This window comes from Ruegeria sp. N10 (assembly GCF_056531545.1).
In genome coordinates this window covers 1-4,015 of sequence record NZ_JBQFLY010000045.1, presented here as the reverse complement: position 1 = coordinate 4,015, position 4,015 = coordinate 1, and the positions used below count along the sequence as shown (strand labels likewise).

General features: G+C 50.2%; 5 protein-coding genes and 1 pseudogene. 3 read left to right on the top strand and 3 right to left on the bottom strand.

The window, feature by feature from the left end; genetic code table 11:
- Positions 1-292 precede the first annotated feature (292 nt).
- A complete protein-coding gene (locus ACR0JI_RS21765; RefSeq protein ID WP_480496641.1) occupies positions 293-520 on the top strand; it encodes a hypothetical protein in 228 nt (75 codons plus the stop codon).
- A gap of 137 nt (positions 521-657) precedes the next feature.
- Positions 658-1,707, top strand: a complete 1,050-nt coding sequence (locus ACR0JI_RS21760; RefSeq protein WP_480496639.1) for a hypothetical protein — start codon at positions 658-660, stop codon at positions 1,705-1,707.
- Here the strand turns inward: ACR0JI_RS21760 and ACR0JI_RS21755 are convergent.
- Positions 1,704-1,850 (bottom strand): hypothetical protein, encoded by a 147-nt coding sequence (locus tag ACR0JI_RS21755; RefSeq protein WP_480496637.1) that lies wholly within the window; start codon positions 1,848-1,850, stop codon positions 1,704-1,706. The two genes, ACR0JI_RS21760 and ACR0JI_RS21755, sit on opposite strands and share 4 nt — an antisense overlap.
- Before the next feature lie 267 nt (positions 1,851-2,117).
- Between ACR0JI_RS21755 and ACR0JI_RS21750 the strand changes: the two genes are divergently transcribed.
- A complete protein-coding gene (locus ACR0JI_RS21750; RefSeq protein ID WP_480496635.1) occupies positions 2,118-2,996 on the top strand; it encodes an IS1595 family transposase in 879 nt (292 codons plus the stop codon).
- A gap of 105 nt (positions 2,997-3,101) precedes the next feature.
- On the opposite strand, the gene ACR0JI_RS21745 is transcribed toward ACR0JI_RS21750, so the two are convergent.
- Positions 3,102-3,680, bottom strand: a complete 579-nt coding sequence (locus ACR0JI_RS21745; RefSeq protein ID WP_480496633.1) for a hypothetical protein — start codon at positions 3,678-3,680, stop codon at positions 3,102-3,104.
- A 142-nt stretch (positions 3,681-3,822) separates the two neighbouring features.
- Positions 3,823-4,015 (bottom strand): annotated as a pseudogene (locus tag ACR0JI_RS21740) (hypothetical protein); the annotation flags it as partial.

Here is a 4,015-nt window from a genome sequence, read left to right as displayed (position 1 = left end):
CATTGACCACAACATAAACGCTGAGACATAAACAAAGGTGGGTCAAATCTCGGTGAAAATACCGGGTCACTTCTCAGCGGAAATCAACAGGTAGTCCTCACGATTAGCCAGTTCACGTTATGCATCAAATATCGTAAAAAGTACTTTCACGTAAAGTTAATTTTCACGTGAGTGGACAACATCACGGGATCTTCTCATTATGGGAGATGTTCCGACAACATGGGATGAATCCCATGTTGCAGCCCCCTCACATGCATTTTTAGGTCCGACACATCTAATACGGCGGACTAGAATGATGAGAATTGGAAAATTTCGCATAGACTACGATCTCTATATGTCTGGCCAGCTTGAGCTGGAGGACTGGGTGAGATCGGCTCAAATTGAGGCTGGTGCAGATTTCAATGATGAGGGTATTATTGGGCCAGCGGAGATCGCGTCCGCGATTGTTATCGCACTAATGAACACTGAAATACCTGGGCTCAGAGTCGATAGCGCTGATACCAAGAAAATGTTGCCATAGTCTTCGTCTGGATTTTGAGTTTGTTTTCAGAGCCGCCATCGGACAGCGTCTTGACGCCTTCAGGAAGGCGATAGCCAAGGCCTACCGAAACTCGTCTTGGTCAATTGCTTGGACCCATTGAAACTACTGAGCTAAAAATGTACTTCTTTTCAGAGCCTGATGATGTCTACAGAGTTGTTGGTGGCAATCTGACCACCTTCATTTTGGGTAGTAAAAGCGGCAACGAGCGAGCTTACCGGGCAGCTCAGCGTGCTCGCGCGAAGAACACTCCTATGTCGCAGATGGCGAACAGTAAGGGTGGTCAGGATTTTCTGGACGCATTTGATGCATTGCTGCGAAAGCTAAATTACGGTGAGGCTGATGTGGAATTTTTCAATCAGGCTCCACCAAGTGAAAGGGAGTCCGACTGGTCTCGCTTTTTGCTATCTGCCCGGATGAAAAACTGGGCCCCGCAGACGGCGGACTTCACTACAAAGTTGGCGAGAGGGTCTATCGTTTGTCGAGCCCTTTGGCAGGTGAACAGGCGCTCAGAGGCGATTGATATGATTGCCCAGCTGCCTTGGGCGCATACGGATACAATGCAATGGTATCTTTCTGCGCTCCGAACAAATGAGGCAGATCTCTCGGATGACTGGCATTTTCCGGCACAAACCTTGGGGCTATTTGCGTTCCTTCGCATGTTGAGTATTGAGAGTGCTGAAAGGAACCCTTCGGAAAAAGCTTTCTGGAGTTTTGCTGATTTGCTCGCTTCGAGAAACCCAGACACAGGCAATCTTGAGGCCATCCGGTATTTCCTGGATCGAGCAAAGAAAATCAGTGGCATTGAGACCAACGCTGACTTTTACAGGAAGGCGTTTGATCTTCCCGCAGAGCCCAGCACACACAGAGAGGCTAAAAGGTTTCGGGCTGGCACCAGTATTCCAGCGCACCATGTTTGTCTTAGTGTTCATGCAAACCTGTGCACGAAATCAAGGCTGGATGAGAGATCGGATATCGCACTCTTTATGCTCGCAAACACAGCCAGCTTCTGTCAGCGGGCATTTGAGCGTCTACGACAAACCAGCAACCTAACGCTTGATCCGATCTCTCCGTTTGACGATTATCGGGAACTTCAGGCTATGCCTAAAGAGAGATTGCAGGAGGCTCTGAACCTAGAGACCTCCTACGTCCCCGCGCTGACTCCTTAGTCGTCGTCGTAGACGCTTTCCCAGTCGTCCGGCCGCTCGTCGTGGCCCCGGTCGGTCCAATATGTGTCGTTGTTCGGGTTCATCTGATCCGAGTGGTTGTCGTTCTCGTCTTTGCTGTGGTCGTTGCCGTTGTAGCGTCCCATGTGCTGTCCTTTCATTGCTAGGGTGACCTCAAAATATGATGAGCAATCAAGCCATTGGAGTGGGGAATCGGGGACGGTCTTGAATGGCTGACAGAAGTCAAAACCCATTGGGGTTAGAATCCGGTGCTGTGTGAACTGGTAGTGTAGGGGACAAACGGGATTGTCTTAGGGTGAGTGTGAAATCCAAACTCGTGTAATATACATTATGTCAAAAGAAAAGGGGTGTATCCCCTTGACATACGGTAGTCGCATTCCCATATCCTTGGTATGAAACAGACAACCGTTCGCCAGTTCTTCCAACAGTTCCCGAGTGACGAAGCTTGCCTTGAGCATTTGTTCAACGTTCGCTTCGGTCAGGGCCATGAATGCCCTAAGTGCAATCGCCCTGCGAAGTGGTATCCTCTGGCGTCTGAGAAAGCCTATTCGTGCCAGTGGTGCGGCCACCACATTCACCCGATGGTCGGGTCTATCTTCGAAAAGAGCCGTACACCGCTGCAACTCTGGTTCTATGCAATCTTCCTGTTCACCACGTCTAAGCACGGCGTCAGCGGCAAGGAGTTGCAGCGTCAGCTTGGTGTGACCTACAAGACCGCGTGGCGCATGGCAGCGCTGATCCGTGAACACATGGCCGCAATCGACGGTGACGAGCCTGTGGGCGGCGCTGGTGAAGTCGTAGAGGTCGATGAGACGTTCTATGGCGGCGTCACCACCGGAATGGACTGGCGTGAGCGTAAGGCCGTTGTCATGGGTATGATGGAACGCCACGGCGATGTGATCCTGAAAGTCATTCCCGACCAGAGAAAGAACACCCTTCGCAGAGCCATTCACGAGAACGTTGAGGTTGGCTCAGAACTCCACACAGACGAGCTGCAAGGTTACCAGAAATCCTTTCTGCCGACCGAATACACCCACAAGACCGTCAACCATTCTCAGGGTGAATACGCCACCCCGGAAGGCGTCAGCACCAACCAGATTGAGTCTTTCTTTAACCATCTGAAAAAGTCGATTGCTGGCACCCATACCAGCGTGTCGCACAAGCATCTTGAGCGTTACGTCAAAGAGTTTGAGTACCGCTTCAATCGTCGGATGCGTCCTGAGACGATGCTTTCGGAGTTGCTTTCGCGGTTCCCTGAGTTGGGCGCTTAATCACGGCGTCCAACTTGTCGAGGTCGCCATCAGGAACGGCTTCATGCTCTTTGATGAAGTCATCGATTTTGCCATTTTTTTGAGCTGACGAAAGTGTCCCCATTATCATTCCTTTGGTGTAGGATGACCAATCAAAATACTAGCACTTGCTTGAACATGAGGCCATTTTGGGTGGTCGGGGGTGATCCCGCCAATATCTAACTCTTCGGTAATTATATCAGAAAATCCCGCGTTCTCCATGTCCCGCTTTAGGGTGTTGATCAAATTTCGATTGTGACCAGAAATTTTAATCCCTTCGACGTAGTTATATGCACCCGCATTCGGGTGAGAGTCGTAGCTGAGCAACACTCCCCCTACTTTCCATCCCGCGCTTTTGAAAGCAGAGCTAAGACGAACACAAATCGGCTGTTGAGCAGAAACAGAGGTTAGGTGGACTTTGGAGTAACCAGATTGATGACGCTTCAAAGACTCCGCTAGACTGATCCACTGGATACCCTTTGACTGCTCAATTCCAAATATCCGAGCTTTGATATCAGGCCAATGACTCCATAGGATCATTCCCACCCCCACCAACACCAATATCCATGCGGCTGGCGTTAATTCACTGAGATATGCAATCCATATTGCGTTCAAATCACCTGGAAGGGTGTGGCCGGAAGCAAGTCGGTTCAGCATCACAATCATCACGCCGACTCCCGTGACAATGTAGGATATAGCCTTTCGCATAACTTGTTCATCTCACGCCCTCCAATGAGAGTCGAGACACAACGTATGCTGAGGGGATACACCCCAAAGAAAATAGATGTCTTCCGTCGCAAGAATCACCTTATTTCCAATCGTTCGGATCGGGGGCGACACGCATTGTGTCAGGGTCAAAAACTACCTCCAAGCGTGTTGGTCCATTTTTAGGAATTGGCAGACCATTGGTTCCACACCTCAGAATCGCGCGGCTTGCAGCTTGGAATGCTTGCTCGAAGGCTATCCCATTTTCACTGCGACCTTCTCTCAATCCTATACCG

Coding starts and splice junctions, on each gene's coding strand:
- ACR0JI_RS21765 (WP_480496641.1), top strand. CDS start 293: ATGATGAGAATTGGAAAATTTCGCATAGACTACGATCTCTATATGTCT.
- ACR0JI_RS21755 (WP_480496637.1), bottom strand. CDS start 1,850: ATGGGACGCTACAACGGCAACGACCACAGCAAAGACGAGAACGACAAC.
- ACR0JI_RS21760 (WP_480496639.1), top strand. CDS start 658: ATGTACTTCTTTTCAGAGCCTGATGATGTCTACAGAGTTGTTGGTGGC.
- ACR0JI_RS21745 (WP_480496633.1), bottom strand. CDS start 3,680: ATGATTGTGATGCTGAACCGACTTGCTTCCGGCCACACCCTTCCAGGT.
- ACR0JI_RS21750 (WP_480496635.1), top strand. CDS start 2,118: ATGAAACAGACAACCGTTCGCCAGTTCTTCCAACAGTTCCCGAGTGAC.